This is a genomic window from Leclercia sp. LSNIH8, from assembly GCF_002920195.1.
Taxonomy (GTDB): Bacteria; Pseudomonadota; Gammaproteobacteria; order Enterobacterales; family Enterobacteriaceae; genus Enterobacter.
In genome coordinates, this window is the sequence record NZ_PQJY01000012.1 from 1 (window position 1) to 20,899 (window position 20,899).

Sequence of the window (20,899 nt, forward strand, 5' to 3'; positions counted from 1 at the left end):
TGCATGTGTTAGGCCTGCCGCCAGCGTTCAATCTGAGCCATGATCAAACTCTTCAATTTAAGTTTGATGCTCGTGAATTAAACTTCGTAATGAATTACGTGTTCACTCAGAGACTTGGTATTCATTTTTCGTCCGAGGACGTTAAGAATCCATGTCACTTTGAGTGCCCACACAGATTGTCTGATAAATTGTTAAAGAGCAGTGCAACGCGGCTTTCGCTCACCGTTGCGAGGTCCCGTATATTACGTTTTCCTCATTCAGAGTCAAGCGATTATTTTACGCTTTTCTCTGCCGGGTATTCATCGCTGAACCCCGCTGACCCGGCGGCTTGCGTGCCGTTGTTCCGTGTCAGTGGAGGCGCATTATAGGGAGTTCTCCGGCGCTGACAAGAGCTAATTTAAAAAAACTTTTCAACTGCCTTTTTTTTGCACAAAAACGTGCTACACCGCTAGTTTTTCGAGCGTTTCGAAGCCATAACGGTGTAAAACGGGTAAAAGTTGCTCAGTCTCAGCGGTCAATGTCATGCAATAAGCAATATTTGCGTCGGCAGATTTTGCATCTGGCGCTTCATGTTCGAGTAGCCACGCTGTGCGACGGGCAATCGCTGCCCCTGAATCCACCAGCCGGGTGCCTTCCGGAAGTACGGCCAACAGCTCTTCCTGCAGTAAAGGGAAATGCGTACAACCCAGTACCACCGTATCCGGCGGCTCCGCCATCCGCAGCCATGGACGCAGAACACGGCGCAGCTCTTCCAGCGAGACCGCTTTGCCGTGCAGTTTGGCTTCCGCCATCTCAACCAGCTCGGCAGAACCTAACATCGCAATCTGGCATTCATTTGCAAAGCGTTCGATCAGTTCGCGAGTATAAGGACGCTTAACCGTACCGCGCGTTGCCAGGAGCCCCACCACGCCATTTGCCGTCAGGCGCGCAGCAGGTTTGATCGCCGGGACCACGCCCACAACCGGGAACGGGAACTTTTCGCGTAAGGCAGGAAGGGAAACCGTACTGGCGGTATTGCAGGCAATCACCGCCAGTGCGAGGGGATACTGCTGTTGCACGGCAGTAACGATCTCAACGACGCGTTCAACAATAAACGCTTCGCTCTTTTCCCCGTAGGGGAAAGCCACGTTATCGAAGGCATAGATGTAATGAAGATCCGGCAGAAGTTGCCGAATCTCATCATAGACTGAAAGCCCACCGACACCGGAGTCAAACACCAGTACGGTGGGACGTGGGTCAGAAGGTGTAGCTGCCAGACAAGGTGTATTCCCGTCCTGCAGTTTCGTAGCCATAAACTGTCTCGTAGTCTTTATCGAACAGGTTGGCTATTTTACCACGAACTGTAAGGTGAGAGGTGACAGGATATGAAACTGCGAGATCCCACAGGCTTACCCCACCCATTTTTACTCGCTCTGAGGTGAACGTATCAGGATCATACGCCACGTCATAACGGGTGCCCAGATAACGGTAGGCCAGATTCCAGTCGAGATCCCACACCTGCGTATCCAGCTGATACTTCACCTGCTGCTTCGAACGTCGGGCAAGCACTTCGTTCGTTTTGGCATTGCGCGGATCCACGTAGTCATAAGAAATCTGATGGCCTACCGGGCCAGTATCAAACTGCGCCGTGGCTTCAATACCTTTGATACGGGCTTTATCAACGTTGTAGTAGCGGAACGTACGCGGGTCGCTGCTGATCAGGTTGTCGATATCGTTACGATAACCCGATACACGCCAGGTCACCGGGCCGGTCAGCCCCTCGAAACCGCCTTCCCACTGCTTGCTCTCTTCCGGTTTCAGATCCGGGTTGCCGTAGCTCGCACTGTGGATTTGGCTCATGGTCGGTGCTTTATAGGCGGTGCCGTAGGAAGCGATGATGCGGTAACCGTCGATGAACTCCCATCCGGCGCTGGTCTGCCAGGTGTTATGGTTACCAAAGTTAGAGTTGTCATCATTACGCGCGGCGGCTTCCAGGGTGACGCTATCGAACTGCTGCATGGCAGACAGGAACACGCCAGTGTTGCGCTGCTCATAGCCTTTATCCAGATAACCCGTTCCCGCCTGGGTTTTTTGCTTCTGCCAGTCCAGACCGGCGCCGATATTGCCGTGACCCACCGTGACGGTGTTCATCCACTGGGCGGTGTATTGCTTAACGTCATCCGTGGTGGCAGACGAAGCATAACGGCCTTTGCTCGGATCGTAGTTCTGGTCTTTACTGCGACCGTAACCGCCCACCAGCTGAGTCTGGTAAATCCCCTGGTGATAGCGCAGGCCGGTGTCCCAGTTCTGGCTGTAAAGCTGACGGGTATCAGGCAGGCCATCGACCATAAAGTTGTCATCGTAGTGCTCATAGCCGTCATACGCCGTACGGTTGTCATAGCCGAGGCCACGCACGAAACCGCTCAGGCTGTCAGTGAATTGCTGCTCAACCGAGCCAAACAGCGACTTACTCATAAAGCCGTCACGGTCGGGCTGGCGTGGCGCATCGGCCGCATCAATATCAAAGCCGCGGGTATAGGTATAGTTACCGCCCAGGGTAATTTTGGTTTTATCCAGCACCTGCTGGAAGGAGCCATCATAGGATTGATAGCCTTTCGAGCCGACGCTGGCGGTGATTTCCCCCCCTGGCGTGTCCCGACCCGTAATGATGTTAATCACGCCGCCAATCGCATCTGAACCATACAGGGCTGAACGCGGGCCACGAATGTATTCAACACGCTGAATGAGCGAAACGGGGATTTGGCTGAGATCCGGTGAGTTACTGATCCCGGCGTTATTCAGTGGAATGCCGTCAATCAGCGCCAGCACATGGCGGGATTCCGTCCCGCGAATAAAGGTAGAAGAGGTAGCGCCCAGGCCGCCGCTTTGGGCGATATCCACACCCGGTAAGCGCGACATCACTTCAACGACGCTTTTTGCCTGCCAACGCTCAATATCTTCCCGGGTAACGACAGAACTCGGAGCTAGAACGGTATTTGCAGGTTGTGCAACACGGTTTGCCGTCACCACCAACGAGTCTGCGCCATCCTGCGCCCAGCCCGAAAATGCCGTGACGGAAAGCGCCGTCAACAGCGATACTTTTTTAATCATTGTAAAAGCATCCACAATATAAGAAGGATGCCGCAGGCCCCATCGATAGCACGCGATGATGAAACCAAATGCGACGTGATCCCGGCAGGTCTTCGGGCTAGGTGGCGTTTAGTGGATGTAGACTTCCCATTTTCACAGTGTCTGTTAACTCATCCCGCCAGTCTTTACCGCTGCGCGTCAGCTCCAGATTTGCACTGGATTCCCTTTTCACTCATAAGAGACCGGAAACATAATGCTACATTTAGACACGTATAGATGTCCAGACTGCCGTTGACCATTAAGGCTGGACATCCCCTGTACAATCCCTACAATCCCCGCGTAATTCATCATCAACAGGAAGCATCATGACCCCAGAACACCTCCCGACAGAACAGTACGACGCGCAACTGGCAGAGAAAGTCGTCCGTCTGCAAAGTATGATGACGCCTTTTGCTGCGCCTGCGCCTGAGGTGTTCCGCTCCCCGGTTAGCCATTATCGTATGCGTGCCGAATTCCGCATCTGGCACGACGGCGACGACCTGTATCACATCATTTTCGATCAGCAGACCAAAAGCCGGATCCGCGTGGACAGTTTCCCGGCGGCCAGCGAGCTGATTAACCAGTTGATGACGCTGATGATGGATGGCGTGCGCAATAATCCGCTGCTGCGCCATAAGCTCTTCCAGATCGACTACCTGACCACCCAAAGCAATCAGGCCATCGTCTCGCTGCTGTACCATAAGGCGTTGAACGACGAGTGGCGCCAGGCTGCAGAAGCCCTGCGTGATGCGCTGCGCGCGCAGAACATCAATGTGCATCTGATTGGCCGCGCGACAAAAACCAAAATCGCGCTGGATCAGGACTATATAGACGAGCGCCTGCCGGTTGCCGGAAAAGAGATGATCTACCGCCAGGTGGAGAACAGCTTTACGCAGCCGAACGCGGCGATGAATGTGCAGATGCTCGAGTGGGCGCTGAACGCTACCGAGGGCTCAACCGGCGATCTGCTGGAGCTGTACTGCGGTAACGGCAACTTCTCGCTGGCGCTGGCGCGTAACTTCGACCGCGTACTGGCCACCGAAATTGCCAAGCCGTCGGTTGCCGCCGCGCAATACAATATTGCAGCGAATCACATTGATAATGTGCAGATCATTCGCATGTCGGCGGAAGAGTTTACTCAGGCGATGAACGGCGTAAGGGACTTTAACCGCCTGCAGGGGATCGATCTGAAGAGCTACCAGTGTGAGACCATTTTCGTCGACCCGCCACGTAGTGGGCTGGACAGCGAAACGGAGAAGATGGTGCAGGCGTACCCGCGTATTCTTTATATCTCCTGTAATCCGGAGACCTTGTGTCAGAACCTGGAAACATTAAGCCAGACGCACAAGGTTGAACGTCTGGCTCTGTTCGATCAGTTCCCGTACACGCACCATATGGAGTGCGGGGTGTTACTGACGGCTAAAAACGCGTAGGCCGGATAAACGAAGCGCCATCCGGCGCTTTTTGGCAGGTGGCGCTGCGCTTACCTGCCCTACAGAACGGCAAGATGATTACTCCGGCAGTTGCTGCTTACGGTTACGCATTTTAATGCCAATCCAGAACACCAGCGCCACTGACAGCACAGCCGGCAGGAAGTTAGAGCCAATGTCCGGATACTCTGCGCGCACCACGGTGCTATACAGCAGGACGCCCAGCACAAAGAACGCCGCCGACAATGCCGGTAACCCCACCGGCATGGTGCGATTCTGATAACGCTGATGCAGACAGTACACCGTCAGCACCAGAGAGATCATCGGGAAAACCGAGAACGGTACAATAGAGCTAAAAAGCGCTGCGAACGTACCGTTAATGGATAAGCCAGCGATCAATGCCAGCAATAATGTTCCTTTATCCTGTCCTGTCTGTTTCATTACTCACCTTTCACTCATCGGATTGATGCGCCAGTTTTTCTTGTTCACGGCGATACCAGTAATAAGCCCCTTTAGAGATCATCCGCAGCTGCAATACCAGTCGCTCTTCGAGTTGCTTGCGTTGTTCAACGCTCACATCCAGTGCTTCGGCGCCCGCACTGAAGACTATTGTTACCATCGCCTCGGCCTGCGCCTCAGTGAAGGCGCGCGGCATATGGTTTTCGAGTTCAAGATAGTCGGCAAGTTCCGCAATAAAATGCTGAATCTCGCGGGCCACGGCGGCACGAAACGCGGCCGAGGTGCCTGAGCGTTCCCGTAACAATAAACGAAACGCGTTGGGATTATTGCCGATAAATTCCATAAAAGTGGAAACAGAGGTGCGGATCACGCTGCCCCCTTTGGCGATACGCTGACGCGCCTGGCGCATCAGCTGGCGCAGCATCAGCCCGCTCTCATCCACCATGGTCAGACCCAGTTCATCCACGTCACGGAAGTGACGATAGAAAGAGGTAGGCGCAATCCCGGCTTCGCGTGCGACTTCTCGCAGGCTCAGACTGGCAAAACTTCGCTCAGCACTCAGTTGACTGAATGCAGCTTCTACCAGCGAACGCCGGGTTTTCTCTTTTTGTTGTGCTCTTACGCCCATCACGATAGTTGAATCCTTCCAAAGGCCCGCAGGCACTATACCAGAGAATAAAATTAATCGGATTACCTGGCTTACAGAATGAAGGTTTACATGTTGTTTGTGCTCCACTGCGCGAAAAGAGCACAACGATAATTGGGTTATCCTGTCAATGATGTTACTATTCTGTTGCTTTTATGTATAAGAACAGGTAAGCCTTACCATGTCACATTCCTACGATTACGACGCAATTGTTATTGGTTCCGGCCCCGGCGGCGAAGGCGCTGCTATGGGACTGGTGAAACAGGGAGCCAGAGTAGCGGTTATTGAGCGCTACCATAACGTTGGCGGCGGTTGTACCCACTGGGGCACCATCCCTTCCAAAGCCCTCCGCCACGCCGTCAGCCGCATTATTGAATTTAACCAGAACCCTCTCTACAGCGATCACTCCCGTCTTCTTCGTTCCTCCTTTGCCGATATTCTGAATCACGCGGATAACGTGATTAATCAGCAGACGCGCATGCGCCAGGGTTTTTATGAGCGCAACCACTGCGAAATTCTACAGGGCAGCGCGCATTTTGTGGATGAACATACGCTGGCGCTGGAGTGTCATGACGGTTCTGTCGAGACCATCACCGCAGAGAAATTTGTGATCGCCTGCGGCTCACGCCCGTATCGCCCGGCCGATGTCGATTTCTCCCACCCGCGCGTCTACGACAGCGACTCCATTCTGAGCCTGCACCATGAACCGCGCCACGTACTCATCTACGGCGCCGGGGTGATCGGCTGTGAATATGCCTCTATCTTCCGCGGTATGAACGTGAAGGTCGACCTGATTAACACCCGCGATCGTCTGCTGGCCTTCCTCGATCAGGAGATGTCTGACTCGCTCTCGTATCACTTCTGGAACAGCGGCGTGGTGATTCGTCACAACGAAGAGTACGAGAAGATCGAAGGTTGCGATGATGGCGTCATCATGCACCTGAAATCCGGCAAAAAGCTGAAAGCCGACTGCCTGCTGTATGCCAATGGCCGTACGGGTAACACCGATTCGCTGGCGCTGGAAAACATCGGTCTGACCACCGACAGCCGCGGGCAGATCAAGGTGAACAGCATGTACCAGACCGCCCTGCCGCATATCTATGCCGTGGGTGACGTGATTGGTTATCCAAGCCTGGCGTCAGCGGCGTATGACCAGGGGCGCATTGCCGCTCAGGCGCTGGTGAAAGGCGAAGCGACAGCACACCTGATCGAAGATATCCCGACAGGCATTTACACCATTCCGGAGATCAGTTCTGTAGGGAAAACCGAACAGCAGCTGACGGCCATGAAGGTGCCTTACGAGGTGGGTCGTGCCCAGTTTAAACATCTGGCGCGGGCGCAAATCGTGGGAATGAGCGTCGGTACGCTGAAGATTTTGTTCCATCGCGAGACGAAAGAGATCCTCGGCATTCACTGCTTCGGTGAACGTGCGGCGGAAATCATCCATATCGGCCAGGCGATCATGGAGCAAAAAGGTGGCGGTAACACCATCGAATACTTTGTTAATACCACCTTTAACTACCCGACCATGGCGGAAGCCTATCGGGTAGCGGCGCTGAACGGCTTAAACCGCCTGTTTTAAGGTACTGTCGAAATGGCCATCCATTGCACCACGGATGGCCTCCGCCAGCTGCTCATAGCGGCTGCGCAGCGGTGAACCCGGACGATAAACCAGGCCAATGGTACGACGCGGCTCCGGCTTGATGCATGGCAGATAGACCACGCCATCACGCTTATGTTCGCGCGGCACGGCCAGCGCAGGCAGCAGCGTAATACCGCTTCCCGCCGCCACCATGTTACGCAGCGTTTCCAGGCTGGTTGCGCGGAAGTGGGTATCTTCATCGGCACCGGCTTCAAAACAGAAGCCCATCGCCTGATCGCGCAGGCAGTGGCCATCTTCCAGCATCAGCAGCTTTTCGCCGGCCAGATCGGCCATCGGCACGCGATCGCGGCTCGCCCACGGGTGATCCTCATAGATCGCCAGCATCATCGGCTCATCAAACAGCGGCACTTCGATAAAGGCTTCGCTCTCTTTGACCAGCGCCAGAATGGCACAGTCGAGCTTACCGCTATCTAACTGCGCCAGCAGCTGATGGGTTTGCGCTTCATGCAGATACATTTCGAGTTTAGGGAAGGTCTGATGCAGCAAAGGAATAATATGCGGCAGCAGGTACGGGCCAACGGTTGGGATCAGGCCAATATGCAGCGGGCCGGACATTGTCTCCCCCTGCTGGCTTGCCATTTCCTTGAGCACTTTGACCTCGCGCAACACGGTGCGCGCCTGATCCACCAGCAGCAGGCCTGCCTGGGTGAACAGCACTTTACGACTGGTGCGCTCCAGCAGCATTACACCAAGCTCGTCTTCCAGCTTACGGATCTGACCGCTAAGGGTTGGCTGGCTGACGTGGCAGGAGTCTGCCGCGCGGCGAAAATGGCGGTGTTCGGCTAACGCCACCAGGTATTCAAGATCACGAATATTCATTATTCATCCTCCGTCGCCACGATAGTTCATGGCGATAGATAGCATAGCAATGAACGATTATCCCTATCAAGCATTCTGTTGAATAATGCATCACAGAGACGAGGCGGCACCGATTACCCTTGAAGTCCTGTCCCGTCTTACGAGTTTCTCTCAAAACTCGCACAACTAAAGCCAACGTGAACTTTTGCGGACCCCGTGGTCCGCTTTTTTTTGCGTAAAAAAGCCCAACACAGGGTTGGGCTTTGGTTTGTAGGTCGGATAAGGCGAAGCCGCCATCCAACATATCAGGCATCACACCAGACGGGTTTTCGCATCCGCAATGGCCTGCGCCACCTGCTTCGGTGACACGCCGCCTTTTGCGGCACGCTTGTCCAGACAAGACTGCAACGCCAGGATCGGATAAACATCATCGCCAATCACGTTGCTGAATTTCTGCAGATCGGCAAGCGGGAGATCTTCCAGCGCTTTGCCCTGACGAATCGCTTCCACGACTGCTTCACCAACAATATGGTGCGCTTCACGGAACGGAACGCCTTTCGCCACAAGATAGTCCGCCAGCTCGGTGGAGTTGGCATAGCCCTGCTGGGCGGCTTCCTGGCAGCGCGGGCGTTTCACCTGAATGCCGTCCAGCACCAGGGCCGCCATATGCAGACAGTCCAGCCAGGTGTCCAGCGCGTCGAACAGCCCTTCTTTGTCTTCCTGCATATCTTTGTTGTAGGCCAGCGGCAGACCTTTCAGGGTCATCATCATCCCGGTCAGCGCACCCTGCACACGGCCACACTTACCGCGGATCAGCTCCAGCGCATCCGGGTTTTTCTTCTGCGGCATCAGGGAAGAGCCGGAGGTCACGCGATCAGACAGCTCAACAAATCCGGCTTCGCCGGAGTTAAAGAAGATCAGATCTTCGGCAAAGCGTGACAGGTGGACCATACCGATAGCGGCGTTGGAGAGCAGCTCCAGCACATGGTCACGGTCGGATACACTGTCCAGGCTGTTACGGGTCGCAGAGGCAAAGCCCAGCCAGCCCGCCAGCTGTTCACGGTCGATTTCATAGGCGGTGCCGGCCAGCGCGCCGCTGCCCAGCGGGCTCACGTCCAGACGCTTTAAGGTATCCTGCAGACGGCTTTCATCGCGCGCCAGCATCTCGACATAGGCCAGCGACCAGTGAGCAAAGGTGACAGGCTGCGCACGCTGCAGGTGGGTATACCCCGGCATCACCGCATCCTGATTATTCTGCGCGGTCTCCACCAGCGCGCTCTGCAACTGACGGTTAGCCGCCAGCAGTTCCGCCACGGTCTCTTTGCACCACAGCTTCAGATCGGTTGCGACCTGGTCGTTACGGCTACGGCCAGTGTGCAGCTTTTTACCCAGCTGGCCGACTTTGTCGATCAGTTTGCCTTCCACCCAGCTGTGAATATCTTCGGCATCGCTTTCAAGGATTTGCTGCGGGTTAAGACGCACCTCTTCCAGCAGATTGTTCAGCGCCTCTTCCAGCTGCAGCTGTTCGTCTGCGGTCAGCACGCCAACGGTGACCAGCGCTTTGGACCAGGCCACAGAGCCGACGATATCCTGTTCGGCCAGGCGGTAGTCGAAGCGCAAAGAGTCGTTGAACTGTTTGAACCGTTGATCCGCTGCCTGTGTAAAACGCCCACCCCAAAGTGCCATAACATCGTTCCTTTATTCGTTAGTTCTGCCGGGTGGCGCTGCGCTTACCCGGCCTACGGTCATTCATTAAAAACTTACGCTAAAATACGCGTGCCAATCGGCGTGCCGTTAAACAGCGCCGGAAGCTGCTCCGCGTGACGCCAGGAGGCGATATCCACCGGACGGCCCAGCGTACGCGCGGCATCCAGCGCCGCGTTCACTTTGACGATCATCCCGTCGGTAATAATGCCCTGATCAATCAGCTGCTCGGCTTTTGCCGCGGTCATCTCCGCGATGCGCTGGCCTTTACCGTCCAGAATACCGCTCACGTCGGAGAGCAGGATCAGGTCCGCACCCAGCGTCGCCGCCAGGGCGGTTGCCGCCTGGTCAGCGTTGACGTTCATCAGCTGCCCCTCTTCGGTTACACCGATAGAGCTGACGACAGGCAGGAAACCGCCTTCCAGCAGCGTATTAATCAGTTTTGGCGAACCCGGCTGGGCCAGGCCAACGTGGCCAAGCTCTTCATCGAGCTGGGTCACCTTAACGCTGTCGCCATCGCCCAGGTAGAGACCCACGGAGGCGATATGGTGTTTCTTCGCCCATGCCAGCAGGGTTTTGTTTGCCGTCCCCGCCAGCGCACCGGTAATGATGTCGATCTGATCGGCAGGCGTCACGCGCAGGCCGTGCTTCTTTTTCACCGGCAGGTTCAGGCCTTTCATTAACTCATCGACCACACAGCCGCCGCCGTGAACAATCACCAGCGGGCGTTGATGTGACTCGCGATAGTTAACCAGCGCGGTAAACAGACGCTCCAGCGCTTCTTCGCTGTCCAGCAGTACACCACCAAGCTTGATAATTAATGGGTTCATCATCACACCTTAAATAAGAGACTGCGTTTCAGCATAGCCAAAACGAATATTTGCGCACTGCATTGCCTGGGCGGCAGCGCCTTTCAGTAAGTTATCTTCTGCGGCCACCACAATCAGGTGCTCGCCCTGCACGGCAAAACCGATGTCGCAGAACGGCAGGCCGACCACATTTTTCAGCGCGGGCACGCCTTTGTCATAGAGACGCACCAGCGGTTTATCCGCATACGCCTGGGTAAAGGCCTCGCTCACCTGCTCTTTGGTCACGCCAGGCTTCAGGCGGCAGGTGATGGTTTCGAGGATCCCACGCGGGAAACTGCCCAGGTGCGGTGTGAATATCACCTCCGCGCCCAGATGGGTAGTGATTTCCGGGTGATGGCGGTGATTGAACACGCCATACGGCTGCAGGCTCACTTCGCAGAAGCTGTTGGAGATAGCCGCTTTGCGTCCTGCCCCGCTCACGCCGCTGGTGGCGTTGATCACCGGCCACTGGTTCAGATCCAGCAGACCCGCGTCGATCAACGGCTTCAGGGAGAGCTGCGCCGCCGTTGGGTAGCAACCCGGTACGGCAATCAGGTTCGCTTCTTTCAGTTTGTCTGCGCTCCACTCCGCCAGACCGTAGACTGCCTTTTCAAGCAGGTCCGGATGCTGATGGGTGAAACCGTAGTATTTTTCATAGAACGCGGCGTCGTTCACGCGGAACGCACCGGAGAGATCGAATACCACGCAACCGGCCGCCAGGAACTGCGGCGCCAGGTCGTGGCTGACTTCGTGAGCGGTGGCTAAAAAGACCACGTCCACGCCGTCGGTAAATTCGCAGATATCCGACATTGGCTGCAATGGCAGATCGACAATCCCTTTAAGCTGCGGATGTAAATCGGAAATTAACTTTCCTGCATCATTGCTTTGCGCTGAGACAGTCAAAGCGGTTATGGTCATATGAGGATGGCGATTCACGTAGCTTACAAGCTCTGCGCCCGCATAACCGCTAGCGCCTACAATCAGCGTATTCAACATCGGGTTCCTTTATGCTCAACGTTAATGTATTTTTATTCACATTTATTGCATGAATATTGATACTATCACGACCTAAGGTGTGTCAACAATGAAAATGAATTTACCGCCATTTATCGAGATCTACCGCGCCCTGATTGCCACGCCGTCCATCAGCGCAACGGAAGAAGCGCTGGATCAGAGTAATGAGACTTTAATCAATCTGCTGGCAGGCTGGTTCAGCGATCTCGGGTTTAAGGTGGAGGTTCAGCCGGTGCCGGGAACCCGCAACAAATATAACCTGCTCGCCAGTACCGGAAGCGGTGCGGGCGGCCTGCTGCTGGCAGGGCACACCGACACCGTGCCGTTTGACGATGGCCGCTGGACGCGCGATCCCTTCACCCTGACCGAGCACGACAACAAGCTCTACGGGCTGGGCACCGCCGACATGAAAGGCTTCTTCGCCTTTATCCTCGACGCGCTGCGTGACGTCGACGTGACCAAACTGAAAAAGCCGCTCTATATTCTGGCCACCGCCGACGAAGAGACCAGCATGGCCGGGGCACGCTACTTCTCGGAAAACACGGCGATTCGCCCGGATTGCGCCATCATCGGCGAGCCGACATCTCTGCAACCGATTCGCGCGCATAAAGGCCATATCTCCACGGCGGTGCGCGTGCTGGGCCAGTCCGGCCACTCCAGCGATCCGGCGCGGGGCGTTAACGCCATTGAACTGATGCACGACGCCATTGGCCGCATCATGACGCTGCGCGACGATCTGAAGGAGCGGTATCACTACGATGCCTTCACCGTTCCTTACCCGACGCTGAACCTCGGCAGCCTGCATGGCGGCGACGCGTCTAACCGTATCTGCGCCTGCTGTGAACTGCATATGGATATTCGCCCGCTGCCGGGCATGACCCTGAGCGACCTCGACGGCTTGCTGAACGAAGCGTTGGCCCCGGTGAGCGAGCGCTGGCCGGGCCGCCTGACGGTCTCTGAGCTGCATCCGCCAATCCCGGGTTACGAGTGCCCGCCGGACCATCAGCTGGTGGAAGTGGTGGAAAAACTGCTCGGCGAGAAAACCGACGTGGTGAACTACTGCACCGAAGCGCCGTTTATTCAGACCCTCTGTCCGACCCTGGTGCTTGGCCCAGGCTCCATCAACCAGGCCCACCAGCCGGATGAGTACCTGGAAACCCGCTTTATCAAGCCAACCCGCGAGCTGATCGCTCAGGTTGTGCATCACTTCTGCTGGCATTAATGACTGTTCCCCTCTTTCGCGAGAGGGGAAAAATCTCATGATCTTCGTCACATTCTCATAAGCATCTCTTATCTGACGCAAAGCGAATTAAATTTCGTAAATTGCCCCTATTTATTCGTTTGCTGAACCGTTTTCGCAGCAATTGACGACGGGGGTTTTACATGGCTTTATAAAGGGAGATGACAAAATAATGTCCGCGAGATGGCTTTACGGGCATAAACAAAAATGATGGGGTGACTGGGTTTTTATGAACGAACAATATTCCGCGTTGCGTAGTAATGTCAGTATGCTCGGCAAGGTGCTGGGAGATACCATCAAGGATGCGTTGGGCGAGAACATTCTCGATCGCGTTGAAACAATCCGTAAGCTGTCTAAATCTTCCCGCGCGGGTAACGAAGCCAATCGTCAGGAGCTGCTCACCACGCTGCAGAACCTCTCCAACGACGAACTGCTCCCTGTTGCCCGTGCCTTCAGCCAGTTCCTGAACCTGGCAAACACCGCCGAGCAGTACCACAGCATTTCGCCAAATGGCGAAGGGGCCAGCAACCCGGAAGTGATTGCCCGCACGCTCAGAAAACTCAAGGACCAACCCGATCTTAACGAAGCCACCATCAAAAAGGCCGTCGAGTCCCTGTCGCTGGAGCTGGTGCTCACCGCCCACCCGACCGAGATCACCCGTCGTACCCTGATCCACAAAATGGTGGAAGTGAATAACTGCCTGAAGCAGCTGGATAACAAAGAGATCGCTGATTACGAACGTAACCAGCTGATGCGCCGTCTGCGCCAGCTGATTGCCCAATCCTGGCATACCGATGAAATTCGTAAGCACCGCCCAAGCCCGGTTGACGAAGCCAAATGGGGCTTTGCGGTGGTGGAAAACAGCCTGTGGGAAGGGGTGCCAAACTACCTGCGCGAGCTGAACGAGCAGCTGGAAGAGAACCTCGGCTATCGCCTGCCGGTGGATTTTGTGCCGGTGCGCTTTACCTCCTGGATGGGTGGCGACCGCGACGGCAACCCGAATGTGACTGCCGACATCACCCGCCACGTACTGCTGCTGAGCCGCTGGAAAGCCACCGACCTGTTCCTGAAAGATATTCAGGTGCTCATCTCTGAGCTGTCGATGGTTGAAGCCACGCCGGAACTGCGCGAGCTGGCCGGCGAAGAGGGTGCCAGCGAGCCGTACCGTTATCTGATGAAAAAGCTGCGCGGCCAGTTGCTGGCAACGCAGGCCTGGCTGGAAGCCCGCCTGAAAGGCCAGCGTCTGCCGAAGCCAGAAGGACTGCTGAGCCAGAACGAGCAGCTCTGGGATCCTCTGTATGCCTGCTATAAATCGCTGCAGGCCTGCGGTATGGGCATCATCGCCAACGGCGAACTGCTCGACACCCTGCGCCGCGTGAAGTGTTTTGGCGTGCCGCTGGTACGTATCGACGTGCGTCAGGAGAGCACCCGTCACACCGAAGCGCTGGGCGAGCTGACCCGCTATCTTGGCATTGGCGACTATGAAAGCTGGTCAGAAGCTGACAAACAGGCCTTCCTGATCCGCGAGCTGAACTCCAAACGTCCGCTGCTGCCGCGCAACTGGGAGCCAAGCAACGAAACCCGCGAAGTGCTCAACACCTGCAAAGCGATCGTTGATGCGCCGAAAGGATCGGTGGCCGCCTATGTGATCTCCATGGCGAAGACTCCATCCGACGTGCTGGGCGTTCATCTGCTGCTGAAAGAAGCGGGCATCGACTATGCCCTGCCGGTGGCACCGCTGTTCGAAACCCTTGATGACCTGAACAACGCTAACGACGTGATGACCCAGCTGCTGAACATCGACTGGTATCGCGGCTTTATTCAGGGCAAACAGATGGTGATGATTGGCTATTCCGACTCCGCAAAAGACGCGGGCGTAATGGCAGCATCCTGGGCGCAGTATCAGGCGCAGGACGCACTTATCAAGACCTGCGAGAAAGCCGGTATTGAACTAACCCTGTTCCACGGTCGCGGCGGCTCTATCGGTCGTGGCGGTGCGCCAGCGCATGCGGCGCTGCTTTCCCAGCCGCCGGGCAGCCTGAAAGGCGGTCTGCGTGTGACCGAACAGGGCGAGATGATCCGCTTTAAGTACGGCCTGCCAGAAGTGACCATCAGCAGCCTGTCGCTCTACACCAGCGCCATTCTGGAAGCCAACCTGTTGCCGCCGCCAGAGCCGAAAGCCGCCTGGTGCCATATTATGGACGAGCTGTCGGATATCTCCTGCGATATGTATCGCGGCTACGTGCGTGAAAACAAAGATTTCGTGCCTTACTTCCGCTCGGCTACACCGGAGCAGGAGCTGGGTAAACTGCCGCTCGGCTCCCGTCCGGCCAAGCGTCGCCCGACCGGTGGCGTAGAGTCTCTGCGTGCCATCCCGTGGATCTTCGCGTGGACGCAAAACCGCCTGATGCTCCCGGCCTGGCTGGGTGCCGGTGCCGCGCTGCAAAAAGTGGTGGACGACGGCAAGCAGAGCGAACTGGAGACCATGTGCCGCGACTGGCCGTTCTTCTCTACCCGTCTGGGCATGCTGGAGATGGTCTTCTCCAAAGTCGACCTGTGGCTGGCGGAATACTACGACCAGCGCCTGGTGAAACCGGAGCTGTGGACGCTGGGTAAAGAGCTGCGCGAACTGCTGGAAGGCGACATCAAAGTGGTACTGGCTATCGCCAACGATTCCCACCTGATGGCCGATCTGCCGTGGATTGCGGAGTCTATCCAGCTGCGTAACATCTACACCGACCCGCTGAACGTTCTGCAGGCAGAGCTGCTGTACCGTTCGCGTAAAGCGGAAGAAGAGGGTCAGGAGCCAGATCCGCGCGTGGAACAGGCGCTGATGGTCACCATCGCGGGCGTTGCGGCGGGGATGCGTAACACCGGCTAATGGGTTCCGCCGGGTGGCGCTTGCGCTTACCCGGCCTACAAAGGCATCACGCAGGCCCGGCAAGCGCAGCACCGCCGGGCATTACCTCAGAACCTCCACTATGCACCACGATATCACCTCTATTCTGACTGACCTGATAAAGGGTACGCCGCCGCTGCGTCAGGTGCATTTTGCGCCTTTGGCCGAACGGGTTCCGCATACTTCTCCTCGTCTGGTCATTGTTCCTGAAGGCGAAACGCATGATGCGGTCTTCTCTTCCGTCGGGTTTATTGACGATCTTCCGTCCGTCACCCTACTCAGCATCAGCTTCGGTAAGCAGCAGCTGACGATTCAACTCCAGCGTGACAGTACCGTTTTATGCCAACAGCAGGTTGCCAGGCGCGGCCCGAGAACGGGTGCCTTTCTGCTGCAAACGCTCGCGGAGTTGCAGATGCAGCCGGATGAACAGGAGACGGCCAGACTGGTGGTGTTAAGCCTGCTAAGTCACTGCCGCGATCTGCTGGGCAGTGATATCCACACCGCCTCCCGCAGCCGGGCGTTGTTCGAAGCCATTCGTCGCTATATCGAAGAACACCATGCCTCCCCACTTACCCGCGAGTCGGTGGCACAGGCGTTTTATATTTCACCGAACTACCTTTCTCACCTTTTTCAAAAGACCGGCAGCGTTGGGTTTAATGAATACCTGACCCACGTTCGTCTCGAACATGCCCGGCATTTGCTCAAAGGCTACGATCTGAAAATTAAAGATATCGCCGCGCATTGCGGCTTTGCCGACAGCAACTACTTCTGTCGACTGTTTCGCAGGCACACGGAGCGCTCGCCTTCGGAATATCGCCGCCAGTATCACAGCCAGCTCACTGCCAAAAACTAGCATTGTGATCGTCCTCTCACTTCGCTAAGGACCTTACATTTGTCCAGTATTTGGCAAATTTGACTTCTGGCTCACGCCATCTGGCCCGCCGTATCCTTAATTCATACCCGCTGACTTAAGGAAAAATAATGGAACTGTATCTGGATACCGCCAACGTGGCGGACGTTGAACGCCTTGCCCGCATCTTTCCCATTGCCGGTGTGACCACCAACCCGAGCATTATTGCCGCCAGCGGTGAGCCGCTCTGGGAAGTCCTGCCGCGCCTGCAGAACGTCATCGGCCCTCAGGGCATCCTGTTCGCCCAGACAATGAGCCGCGACGCCGAAGGGATGGTTGCCGAAGCCAGACGCCTGCGTAAAGCGATCCCCACTATCGTGGTCAAAATTCCGGTTACCGCTGAAGGGCTGGTTGCGATTAAAGCCCTTAAAAAAGAGGACATTACTACGCTCGGCACCGCAGTTTACAGCGCCTCACAAGGTTTGCTGGCGGCGTTGGCCGGGGCGAAGTACATCGCGCCCTACGTCAATCGCGTGGATGCTCAGGGGGGCGACGGGATCCGCACGGTACAGGAGCTGCAAAGCCTGCTGGAAATGCATGCGCCAGAGAGCAGCGTGCTGGCCGCCAGTTTCAAAACGCCACGTCAGGCGCTGGACTGCCTGCTCGCCGGTTGTGAAGCGATCACCCTGCCGACTGATGTAGCGCAACAAATGCTCAATACGCCAGCGGTAGAGTCAGCCATAGACAAGTTTGAGCAGGACTGGAAAAACGCGTTTGGTAGCCTCAACCTGTAAAGGAGACATAGGATGGATCGTATTATTCAATCGCCTGGCAAATACATTCAGGGTGCAGATGTGCTTTCACGCCTCGGCGACTACCTGAAACCGCTGGCGGCGCGCTGGCTGGTGGTGGGCGATAAATTTGTGCTGGGCTTTGCGGAAGAGACGCTGCGTCAGAGTTTTAAACAGGCGGAACTGTACGTAGAAATCGCGCCATTTGGCGGCGAATGTTCGCAGAATGAGATCGACCGGCTGCGCAAGCTGGCGAAAAGTGCGGATTGCCAGGCAATCCTCGGCATCGGCGGCGGTAAAACGCTGGATACCGCCAAAGCGCTGGCGCATTTCATGGATGTCCCTGTCGCCATTGCCCCGACCATTGCCTCTACTGATGCACCCTGCAGCGCGCTTTCTGTTATCTACACCGACAGCGGGGAATTTGATCGCTACCTGATGCTGCCGCATAACCCGAACATCGTGATTGTGGATACCAAAGTGGTGGCAGGGGCGCCTGCACGTCTGCTGGCAGCCGGCATCGGCGACGCGCTGGCAACCTGGTTTGAAGCCCGGGCCTGCTCACGCAGCGGCGCCACCACCATGGCGGGAGGCAAATGCACCCAGGCCGCGCTGGCGCTGGCCGAACTGTGCTACAACACCCTGATTGAAGAGGGTGAAAAAGCGATGCTGGCGGCAGAGCAGCACGTGGTGACTCCTGCCCTTGAGCGGGTCATTGAAGCCAACACCTATCTGAGCGGCGTCGGTTTTGAAAGCGGTGGCCTGGCAGCGGCCCACGCCATTCATAACGGCCTGACCGCTATACCGGATGCCCATCATTACTATCACGGCGAGAAAGTAGCGTTTGGTACGCTGACCCAGCTGGTGCTGGAGAATGCCCCGGTTGAAGAGATTGAAACCGTCGCGGCACTCTGCCACAGCGTAGGGTTGCCCATCACGCTGGCGCAGCTGGATATTACCGAAGATATCCCCGCCAAAATGCGCCTGGTGGCGACAGCTGCCTGTGCGAAAGATGAAACCATCCATAACATGCCGGGTGGCACCACGCCGGATCAGGTGTATGCCGCCTTGCTGGTGGCTGACCAGTACGGCCAGCGTTTTATGCAGGAGTGGGAGTAGCCTTTATTGCCGGGTGGCGGCTGCGCCTTACCCGGCCTACAAAACCCGTAGGCCCGTGCAAGCGTAGCGCCGCCGGGCAAAAAAATCCCCGCCGGAGCGGGGATTTTCTGTTTACAGCAGATCGAACCGGTCGAGGTTCATCACTTTCACCCATGCCGCGACAAAGTCGTTCACGAACTTCTCGTGGGCATCGCTGCTGGCGTAAACCTCCGCCAGGGCACGCAGCACGGAGTTAGAACCGAACACCAGATCGGCACGGCTCGCCAGATATTTGACTTCCCCGCTCATACGATCGCGCCCTTCGAACAGCTCGCTGGATTCATCGGTGGCTTTCCACTGCGTGCCCATATCCAGCAGATTGACGAAGAAGTCCGTGCTGAGTACGCCCACGCGGTCGGTAAAGACGCCGCTCTTACCGCCATCAAAGTTAGCACCCAGTACGCGCAGCCCGCCCAGCAACACCGTCATCTCTGGTGCGGTCAGCGTCAACTGCTGCGCTTTATCAATCAGCAACGATTCGGTGGTGGAGACGTCAATCGCCGCCCGGTAGTTACGGAAGCCATCGGCAACCGGCTGCAGCAGCGTAAACATGCCGATATCGGTCTGATCCTGGCGCGCATCAACGCGGCCTGGCGTAAACGGTACGGTGATGTTGAAGCCCGCCGCTTTCGCCGCCTGCTCAACGCCCACCACACCGGCCAGCACGATGATGTCCGCCAGCGATGCTTTATGCGCCGATTTATAGATCCCTTCCAGCACCGGCAGTACGCGCGCGGCGACGGCGTTGACATCCCAGCTACGCTGCGGCGCCAGCGCCAGACGTGCGCCGTTGGCCCCGCCACGCTTATCGCCACCGCGGAAGGTGGAAGCCGAAGCCCATGCCACCGACACCAGCTCGCTCACCGACAGGCCAGAAGCCGCAATGTCCGCCTTCAGGCTTTCGATATCTTCAGCGGTCGGGTGGAAGAACGGCTGCGGCAGCGGATCCTGCCAAATCAGCTCTTCTTTCGGCACTTCCGGTCCGATATAACGGGAAATCGGCCCCATATCACGGTGGGTCAGTTTGAACCACGCGCGGGCGAAGGCTTCGTTAAAGGCCTGCGGATCGTTGAGGAAGCGACGAGAAATTTTGTCGAATTCCGGATCGAAACGCAGCGTCAGGTCGGTCACCAGCATGGTCGGTTTACGTTTTTTCGACGGGTCGAAGGGATCTGGCATGATTTCCGGCGCATTCGACGCTTCGAACTGGATAGCACCAGCCGGACTGCGGGTTTGCACCCAGTCGTATTTGTAGAGGTTCTCGAAGAAGTAGTTGCTCCACTGGGTCGGCGTCTGGGACCAGATCACCTCCAGGCCGGAGGTAATGGCGTCTGCCCCGATACCGGTACCGTGGGTGCTGGCCCAGCCCAGGCCCTGAGCCTCAAGCGGGCCGCCTTCCGGGTCGACACCCACATGGCTGGCTTCCCCTGCCCCGTGGGTTTTACCCAGCGTATGGCCGCCTGCGATCAGCGCGACGGTCTCTTCATCGTTCATCCCCATGTTGCCAAAGGTGGCGCGGATAGCCGCTGCCGCCGATAGCGGTTCACCGCTGGCGTTTGGCCCTTCAGGGTTAACGTAAATAAGCCCCATCTCGGTGGCGCCAATGGCGCTTTTCGCCAGGCTTTCCGGGTGACGATGCTCCAGCCAGGCTTTCTCATCGCCCCAGTTAACGTCCAGATCGGGTTCCCAGACATCTTCGCGTCCGGCACCAAAGCCAAAGGTTCTGAAGCCGGAGTTCTCCAGCGCCACGTTGCCCGCAAGGATAAACAGGTCGGCCCAGGAGATTTTCTGGCCATATTTTTGTTTGATCGGCCACAGCAGACGACGCGCCTTATCGAGGCTGACGTTGTCCGGCCAGGAGTTAAGCGGAGAAAAACGCTGTTGACCGCGGCCTGCGCCGCCGCGCCCGTCTACAGAGCGATAGGTGCCCGCGCCGTGCCACGCCATGCGAATGAACAGACCGGCATAGCTGCCCCAGTCTGCAGGCCACCAGGGTTGGGAATCGGTCAGGAGCGCTTTCAGATCGCCTTTCAGAGCGGAGTAATCCAGCTTGCTGAATTCTTTGCGGTAGTTGAAGTCTTTGCCTAGCGGGTTGGAACGTTCGGAATGCTGGTTGAGAAGATCAATACGAAGTTGTTTAGGCCACCAGTCCCGGCTGTTGGTGCCGGCACCTGCACTCTTGTCATAACTGCCCTGATGGAAAGGGCACTTACCTGAATTCTGGTTCTCGTCGGACGTACTCATCGCTCTGCTCCCTCTATGGTTTTATCGTTAGGATATACACCACCGGG

The 20,899-nt window shown here is 56.6% G+C and carries 17 protein-coding genes and 1 riboswitch; of the genes, 8 read left to right on the forward strand and 9 right to left on the reverse strand.

All coding sequences use genetic code 11. From position 1 onward, the window contains the following. Positions 1 to 368, forward strand: a 368-nt coding sequence (locus tag C3406_RS26625; protein ID WP_233210591.1) for a hypothetical protein, incomplete at its 5' end; no start/stop codon positions are given. Positions 369 to 440: 72 nt separating this feature from the next. Here C3406_RS26625 and murI read toward each other — a convergent pair. Next, positions 441 to 1,292, reverse strand: coding sequence for a glutamate racemase (gene murI, locus C3406_RS22595; RefSeq protein WP_103825225.1), 852 nt, complete (start codon positions 1,290 to 1,292; stop codon positions 441 to 443). Continuing rightward, the gene (gene btuB / locus C3406_RS22600) at positions 1,237 to 3,090 is read right to left on the reverse strand and encodes a TonB-dependent vitamin B12 receptor BtuB (protein ID WP_103825226.1); all 1,854 of its coding nucleotides are present in this window, start codon (positions 3,088 to 3,090) and stop codon (positions 1,237 to 1,239) included. Before btuB ends, murI begins: the two co-directional genes overlap by 56 nt. Positions 3,091 to 3,156: 66 nt before the next feature. Then, positions 3,157 to 3,331: riboswitch (cobalamin riboswitch) on the reverse strand. Positions 3,332 to 3,434: 103 nt separating this feature from the next. On the opposite strand from btuB, the gene trmA reads away from it, so the two are divergent. Further along, positions 3,435 to 4,541 (forward strand): tRNA (uridine(54)-C5)-methyltransferase TrmA, encoded by a 1,107-nt coding sequence (gene trmA / locus C3406_RS22605; protein ID WP_103825227.1) that lies wholly within the window; start codon positions 3,435 to 3,437, stop codon positions 4,539 to 4,541. A gap of 78 nt (positions 4,542 to 4,619) precedes the next feature. On the opposite strand, the gene C3406_RS22610 is transcribed toward trmA, so the two are convergent. After that, positions 4,620 to 4,979 (reverse strand): YijD family membrane protein, encoded by a 360-nt coding sequence (locus tag C3406_RS22610; RefSeq protein ID WP_103177480.1) that lies wholly within the window; start codon positions 4,977 to 4,979, stop codon positions 4,620 to 4,622. 10 nt (positions 4,980 to 4,989) lie between these two features. Then, complete coding sequence (gene fabR, locus C3406_RS22615; RefSeq protein ID WP_032615233.1) at positions 4,990 to 5,628, reverse strand: HTH-type transcriptional repressor FabR; 639 nt, start codon at positions 5,626 to 5,628, stop codon at positions 4,990 to 4,992. Positions 5,629 to 5,824: 196 nt separating this feature from the next. Between fabR and sthA the strand changes: the two genes are divergently transcribed. Then, positions 5,825 to 7,225, forward strand: coding sequence for a Si-specific NAD(P)(+) transhydrogenase (gene sthA / locus C3406_RS22620; RefSeq protein ID WP_103177481.1), 1,401 nt, complete (start codon positions 5,825 to 5,827; stop codon positions 7,223 to 7,225). On the opposite strand, the gene oxyR is transcribed toward sthA, so the two are convergent. The 4 genes from oxyR to argC all read right to left on the reverse strand — a co-directional run bounded on the left by oxyR (position 7,208) and on the right by argC (position 11,652). Next, positions 7,208 to 8,125: a DNA-binding transcriptional regulator OxyR gene (gene oxyR / locus C3406_RS22625; RefSeq protein ID WP_103825228.1), complete on the reverse strand. Its 918-nt coding sequence runs from the start codon at positions 8,123 to 8,125 to the stop codon at positions 7,208 to 7,210. The two genes, sthA and oxyR, sit on opposite strands and share 18 nt — an antisense overlap. A 291-nt stretch (positions 8,126 to 8,416) precedes the next feature. Then, entirely contained in the window at positions 8,417 to 9,790 is a 1,374-nt protein-coding gene (gene argH, locus C3406_RS22635; protein WP_103825229.1) for an argininosuccinate lyase, read from the reverse strand. Between the two features lie 74 nt (positions 9,791 to 9,864). Then, positions 9,865 to 10,641 (reverse strand): acetylglutamate kinase, encoded by a 777-nt coding sequence (gene argB / locus C3406_RS22640; protein ID WP_103825230.1) that lies wholly within the window; start codon positions 10,639 to 10,641, stop codon positions 9,865 to 9,867. A 6-nt stretch (positions 10,642 to 10,647) separates the two neighbouring features. Further along, a complete protein-coding gene (argC, locus tag C3406_RS22645; RefSeq protein WP_103825231.1) occupies positions 10,648 to 11,652 on the reverse strand; it encodes an N-acetyl-gamma-glutamyl-phosphate reductase in 1,005 nt (334 codons plus the stop codon). 88 nt (positions 11,653 to 11,740) lie between these two features. Between argC and argE the strand changes: the two genes are divergently transcribed. From argE to gldA, 5 genes are all read left to right on the forward strand, one after another. Further along, the gene (gene argE / locus C3406_RS22650; RefSeq protein ID WP_103825232.1) at positions 11,741 to 12,892 is read left to right on the forward strand and encodes an acetylornithine deacetylase; all 1,152 of its coding nucleotides are present in this window, start codon (positions 11,741 to 11,743) and stop codon (positions 12,890 to 12,892) included. Between the two features lie 247 nt (positions 12,893 to 13,139). After that, positions 13,140 to 15,791 carry a phosphoenolpyruvate carboxylase gene (gene ppc / locus C3406_RS22655; protein WP_103825233.1) on the forward strand — a complete coding sequence of 884 codons (2,652 nt, stop codon included), beginning with the start codon at positions 13,140 to 13,142 and terminating at the stop codon, positions 15,789 to 15,791. A gap of 100 nt (positions 15,792 to 15,891) precedes the next feature. Continuing rightward, the gene (locus C3406_RS22660) at positions 15,892 to 16,662 is read left to right on the forward strand and encodes a helix-turn-helix transcriptional regulator (RefSeq protein ID WP_103825234.1); all 771 of its coding nucleotides are present in this window, start codon (positions 15,892 to 15,894) and stop codon (positions 16,660 to 16,662) included. 128 nt (positions 16,663 to 16,790) lie between these two features. Continuing rightward, entirely contained in the window at positions 16,791 to 17,453 is a 663-nt protein-coding gene (gene fsa / locus C3406_RS22665; protein ID WP_103825235.1) for a fructose-6-phosphate aldolase, read from the forward strand. 12 nt (positions 17,454 to 17,465) lie between these two features. Beyond that, a complete protein-coding gene (gene gldA / locus C3406_RS22670; RefSeq protein WP_103825236.1) occupies positions 17,466 to 18,569 on the forward strand; it encodes a bifunctional L-1,2-propanediol dehydrogenase/glycerol dehydrogenase in 1,104 nt (367 codons plus the stop codon). A 111-nt stretch (positions 18,570 to 18,680) separates the two neighbouring features. Here gldA and katG read toward each other — a convergent pair whose 3' ends face one another. Then, positions 18,681 to 20,852 (reverse strand): catalase/peroxidase HPI, encoded by a 2,172-nt coding sequence (gene katG / locus C3406_RS22675; protein WP_103825237.1) that lies wholly within the window; start codon positions 20,850 to 20,852, stop codon positions 18,681 to 18,683. Between the last annotated feature and the right edge of the window lie 47 nt (positions 20,853 to 20,899).

Bases quoted from the DNA above. Each gene is read 5' to 3' on its own strand.
- argB (WP_103825230.1), bottom strand. From the start codon at position 10,641: ATGATGAACCCATTAATTATCAAGCTTGGTGGTGTACTGCTGGACAGC.
- C3406_RS22660 (WP_103825234.1), top strand. From the start codon at position 15,892: ATGCACCACGATATCACCTCTATTCTGACTGACCTGATAAAGGGTACG.
- fsa (WP_103825235.1), top strand. From the start codon at position 16,791: ATGGAACTGTATCTGGATACCGCCAACGTGGCGGACGTTGAACGCCTT.
- argE (WP_103825232.1), top strand. From the start codon at position 11,741: ATGAAAATGAATTTACCGCCATTTATCGAGATCTACCGCGCCCTGATT.
- sthA (WP_103177481.1), top strand. From the start codon at position 5,825: ATGTCACATTCCTACGATTACGACGCAATTGTTATTGGTTCCGGCCCC.
- oxyR (WP_103825228.1), bottom strand. From the start codon at position 8,125: ATGAATATTCGTGATCTTGAATACCTGGTGGCGTTAGCCGAACACCGC.
- argH (WP_103825229.1), bottom strand. From the start codon at position 9,790: ATGGCACTTTGGGGTGGGCGTTTTACACAGGCAGCGGATCAACGGTTC.
- ppc (WP_103825233.1), top strand. From the start codon at position 13,140: ATGAACGAACAATATTCCGCGTTGCGTAGTAATGTCAGTATGCTCGGC.
- trmA (WP_103825227.1), top strand. From the start codon at position 3,435: ATGACCCCAGAACACCTCCCGACAGAACAGTACGACGCGCAACTGGCA.
- murI (WP_103825225.1), bottom strand. From the start codon at position 1,292: ATGGCTACGAAACTGCAGGACGGGAATACACCTTGTCTGGCAGCTACA.
- C3406_RS22610 (WP_103177480.1), bottom strand. From the start codon at position 4,979: ATGAAACAGACAGGACAGGATAAAGGAACATTATTGCTGGCATTGATC.
- btuB (WP_103825226.1), bottom strand. From the start codon at position 3,090: ATGATTAAAAAAGTATCGCTGTTGACGGCGCTTTCCGTCACGGCATTT.
- gldA (WP_103825236.1), top strand. From the start codon at position 17,466: ATGGATCGTATTATTCAATCGCCTGGCAAATACATTCAGGGTGCAGAT.
- argC (WP_103825231.1), bottom strand. From the start codon at position 11,652: ATGTTGAATACGCTGATTGTAGGCGCTAGCGGTTATGCGGGCGCAGAG.
- katG (WP_103825237.1), bottom strand. From the start codon at position 20,852: ATGAGTACGTCCGACGAGAACCAGAATTCAGGTAAGTGCCCTTTCCAT.